Origin of the sequence: Streptomyces sp. AcH 505, from assembly GCF_000818175.1 — a bacterium.
Lineage (GTDB): Bacteria > Actinomycetota > Actinomycetes > Streptomycetales > Streptomycetaceae > Streptomyces.
The window spans coordinates 5885878-5890371 of the sequence record NZ_JTIY01000001.1 but is presented as its reverse complement, the minus strand read 5'-3'; the positions used below and the strand labels follow the sequence as shown (position 1 = coordinate 5890371).

General features: G+C 72.3%; 4 protein-coding genes. 2 read left to right on the top strand and 2 right to left on the bottom strand.

Going from position 1 to position 4494, the window contains the following annotated elements; translation table 11 throughout:
- On the bottom strand, positions 1-1128 hold a 1128-nt coding region (locus HY68_RS26370), incomplete at its 3' end, for an MBL fold metallo-hydrolase (RefSeq protein WP_041993197.1).
- 205 nt (positions 1129-1333) lie between these two features.
- Here HY68_RS26370 and HY68_RS26365 point away from each other — a divergent pair.
- Entirely contained in the window at positions 1334-2539 is a 1206-nt protein-coding gene (locus tag HY68_RS26365) for a Glu/Leu/Phe/Val dehydrogenase dimerization domain-containing protein (protein WP_041997221.1), read from the top strand.
- A 179-nt stretch (positions 2540-2718) separates the two neighbouring features.
- On the top strand, positions 2719-3597 hold the full coding sequence (locus HY68_RS26360) for a carbohydrate kinase family protein (protein ID WP_041997217.1): 879 nt from the start codon (positions 2719-2721) through the stop codon (positions 3595-3597).
- 57 nt (positions 3598-3654) lie between these two features.
- On the opposite strand, the gene HY68_RS26355 is transcribed toward HY68_RS26360, so the two are convergent.
- A partial coding sequence (locus HY68_RS26355) for a DUF6745 domain-containing protein (protein WP_041993195.1) occupies positions 3655-4494 on the bottom strand: 840 nt, incomplete at its 5' end.

The window sequence follows — 4494 nt, the reverse complement described above, 5'->3', positions numbered from 1 at the left end:
GCCGGACGGCACGACGGCGACGGCCCGCCACCACGGCTCGTCCGGCACGTCGTCACCCGTCGGCTCGAAGGGCTCCCCGGGCCGCGGCAGCGCCAGTGGTGCGCCGGCCTCGGCGCCGGCCGTGACCGTACCCTCACCGGGCTCGGCCCACGGGTGCGGAGCGAGATTGAACGTGCCCCAGTGGATCGGCATCATCACACCGGAGGGCGTGCCGCCCTGGAGGTCGAGATGCGCCTGCATCCCCTCGGCCGGTGTCATGTGGATGTCGGGCCAGGCGTCGCTGTAGGCACCGATCTGGATCATGGTCGCGTCGAACGGGCCGTGCTCGGCGCCGATGTCCTGGAAGCCGGGGAAGTAGCCGGTGTCCCCGCTGTGGTAGATCCGGTGCTCGGGCCCCTGGACGGCCCAGGACGCCCAGAGCGTGTGCTGCTTGTTGCGCAGGCCGCGGCCGCAGAAGTGCCGGGCGGGGGTGGCGGTGAGCCGGAGCCCCGCGACCTCCGTCGACTCGTTCCAGTCCAGCTCGCGCAGGCGCGAGGCGGGCACCCCCCAGCGCTCCAGATGGGCGCCGACGCCGAGCGGTACGGCGAAGACGGTGTCCGTCGTGGCGAGCGCCTTGATGGTGGGCAGGTCGAGGTGGTCGTAGTGGTCGTGCGAGATCACGACCACGTCCACGGAGCCGAGCGAGGCGATCGGCACGGGCGCGGGGTGCAGCCGCTTGGGGCCGACGAAGGAGAACGGCGAACAGCGCTCGCCCCACACCGGGTCGAAGAGCACCCGGCTGCCGTCGATCTCGGCCAGCACGCTGGAATGACCCATCCAGGTGAGCCGCAGCCCGGAAGCGGGCGGCCTGGCGATGTCGGCGAGCGTGGTGGGGTGGACGGGAATGGTGCCGGCCGGCGCCCGCAGCACCCGCTGCTCCTTCTCGAAGTAGACCTTCGCCAGCTCGACGCCGGAAGCGCCGGACGGCCGGGTCCTGGCTCCCACCGGGTTCTGGAAGACGCCGTCGGCGAAGTTCGGCGAGTTCTGGATGCGCTCCAGCCTCTTCCCCGCCGAGTCGGCCCCGAAGGGCTCGGACCGCAGCGAGCGCAGTCGTGAACGCAGCGATACGGGAGAACCAGCGCCTGTCACAGCACCTCCTGGAGCTTCGGTGTCGCCCCCCATTATGACGGGGGACGTCGTTCGGTGCGGGGCGAGTGCATGAGGAATACACGGACTCGGGGAATACGCCACAACAACGGGCGGGGTGCCCCCAGGATTCCCCGGCATGCCGGGGATCAGCGAGAATTCCGCGTCACCCCCGCAAGAAGTCGACATGACCGAGGAGACCCACCCGATGACGCCCACCCCGCCCGGCGACGCCCCGCTGATCTCGCTCACCTGGACGGACCACGCCACGGGGCGCAAGGGATATCTGGTGGTGGACCGGCTGGTACGCGGCGTGGCCAGCGGCGGACTGCGGATGCGCGAGGGCTGCACGCTGTCCGAGGTGGCCGGTCTCGCCCGCGGCATGACCATGAAGGAGGCCCTGCACTTCGACGCGGACGCTGCCACGGCCCGCTACGTGCCGCTCGGCGGCGCCAAGGGCGGTGTCGACTGCGACCCGCGGGACCCTGGGGCGTACGACCTGCTTGTCAGGTTCCTGCGCGCCACCCGGCCGTACGTCGAGTGCTTCTGGACCACCGGGGAGGATCTGGGGCTGAGCCAGGAGACCGTGGACCGGGCCGCCGCCGAGGCCGGTCTGGTCTCGACCGTCCAGGCCGTCCATCCGCTGCTCGACGACGAGACGGCGGCCAGGCGGCGGCTCGCCGACGCCTTCGCCGTCGAGGTGGCGGGGATCGGTCTCGACGCGCTGGTGGGCGGCTGCGGCGTCGCCGAGTCGGTGCTCACGGCGCTGGACAGAGCGGAGGTCGGCCATGACGGGATCAGGGTCGCCGTGCAGGGCTTCGGGACCATGGGCGGGGCGACCGCGCGGTTCCTGGCCGAAGCCGGGCTGCGGATCGTCGCCGTGGCCGATGTGAAGGGCACGATCGCCCACCCGGACGGTCTTGACGTCGAGGCGCTGCTGGCCGCCCGTGACGGGTACGGCACGGTGGACCGGGCCGCGCTGCGGCCGGACGACCGGGAGCTGCCGGTGGACGGGTGGCTGTCGGTGCCGGCCGACGTGCTGGTGCCCGCCGCCGTCTCGTATGCCGTCGATTCCGTCAACCAGGCTTGGATCGGGGCGCGTTGGATCGTCGAGGCGGCTAACATGCCGGTGCTGCCCGAGGCCGAGGAGCTGCTGGCGTCACGCGGGATCACGGTGCTGCCCGACGTCGTGGTGAACTCGGCCACCAACGCCTGGTGGTGGTGGACGCTGTTCGGCGACATCGGTCCGACCGCCGACGAGGCGTTCGCCCACATCCGGCGGTCGATGCGCGCGCTGGTCACTCTGGTGCTGGAGCGGGCCGAGACCGAGGGGACCACTCCGCGCGCGGCGGCGCACGCGGTCGTCGCGGACCGGCTGCCCGTCATCGCGCAGCGGTACGGCTGGTACGGCTGAGGCGGGCGGTGCGGGTGAGTAGGGTGACGGCGACACATCAGCACCGGTGTTCGACACCGGCGCGTGCCGACGCATGACGACCCACCTCAACGTTCACAACTCAAGGGGAGACTGTGGCGCAGCGCCAGACCGACGGGACCGACGGGACCGAACAGGCGGCTCGGCCCGGACTTGATGTGCTGGTCGTCGGGGGCAGCGGGGTCGACACCGTGGTCCGGGTCGACTCGCTGCCCGTGCCGCTCGCCGACTCGGTCGGGGTGGGGCCGATCATCGAATGGCCGGGCCACACCGGCGGCAATGTGGCCCTGGGCTGCCGGCGGCTCGGGCTCGATGTCAAGTTCCTCGACTTCATCGGCGAGGACAGGACCGGTGAGCAGGTGCGGGAGCGGCTCACCGAGGGCGATGTCGACTTCGAGACATTGATATCCCCGGCCGGCACCCGAAGGGCCGTCAACTTCGTGGAGAAGACGGGTCGCCGGATGTCCTTCTTCGACGCCCGCGACCCGGCGGAGCTGCGGATGCCGCGTGAGTTCTATCTGCCGCACCTGCGGCGGGCCCGCCATGTGCATCTGTCCATCACCAACTTCGCGCGCCATCTCTTCGACGACATCGAAGAACTCGGTGTTCCGGTCTCGACCGATCTGCACGACTGGGACGGCCTGGACGACCATCACAGGGAGTTCGCGCTCCGCGCCGATCTGGTGTTCCTCAGCGCGTCCGGGTCCGGCGGGCGGATCGCCCAGCTGATGAAGGAGATCCTGCGCGAGGGACGGGCCGAGACGGTGATCGCCACCGCGGGCGCCGGCGGCTCGTACCTGATGTCCCGTCAGGGCAGCCGCTCACCGCGCCCGATCCCGGCGACACCGCCGCCAGGTCCTGTGGTGGACTCCAACGGCGCGGGCGACGCGTATGTCTGCGGTTTCCTGTACGGCCGGCTGACCGGCCGCGATCTGGAGGAGTGCGCACACCTCGGCGCGATTGCCGGTGCCTACGCCTGCACGGGCGAGGGACCCGCTTCCCTGATCGACAGGGACGCGCTGCTCGCCCGTACGGTCTGAGAGGACGGCCCGGACCACCGGCCTCCCCTCCCCCCTGTCCGGCCTCGGGCGGGCGCCTCAGGTCTGCCGCACCGGCTCGTACGTGTCGGCGTCGAGCCCGAACGTCCAGGCCACTCCCTCCTTCGCGGTGCGTGTCGCGGGCGGCACCCGCAGCCAGTACGTGCGGTGTTCGCCGTCAGGCTCGGGGGTCGCGTTGACCACCTCGACCATCACGACGGCCTCGTCGCCCGGCAGCTCCGTCCGCCACAGCACCCCGGTCTCGTCCCGGTGCACAGGCCGGGCGCCGGACTCGGCGAGGAAGCGGTCGTAGCCGTAGTGCTCCAGCATGACGCGGCGCAGCTCCGCGTTCTCCTCGCCCCGTATCCGCTCGGGCGTCAGCGAGGGCAGCTCGTCCAGGAACGTGGCGGGTACGGGCATGCCGCGCCACGCGTACAGCGCGAAGCCGTCCGGGTAGGCGAGCGCGGGCCCTTCCGCGTGGTCGAGCCGGCCTGCCTCGTCGCGGTACAGCGCGACGGGCCGCTCGCAGATCACCGCGACGTTCTCGTAGGGCCACCACCAGCCCGCGTGCTCGGCGACGGCGGCCAGACCTTCGAGCCTGGCGCTGCGGCCGTCGAAGGCGGCGAGCCAGGCGGCGTCCTGCTGGCCGAGCACCGCGTCCAGCAGGACCGAGCGCACCCGCGCCGCCTCGGCCAGGTCCTCGCCGCCCGCGGTGAGGGAGTCGACCACGCCGGTGCGTATCCGGTCGGCGAGCAGCCGCGTGGTGTCCCAGAGCCGGGCGCCGGTCGCGCTCCAGTGGGCGGCCCAGCCCGCCGGGCCCAGCGCGTCGTGCACCCTGCGCCGCTCCTCCGCCCAGGGGCGGGTGCGCACCTCGTCGCGCACGGAACGCCCCGCCCCCGC

Bases quoted from the DNA above. Each gene is read 5' to 3' on its own strand.
- HY68_RS26365 (WP_041997221.1), top strand. From the start codon at position 1,334: ATGACGCCCACCCCGCCCGGCGACGCCCCGCTGATCTCGCTCACCTGG.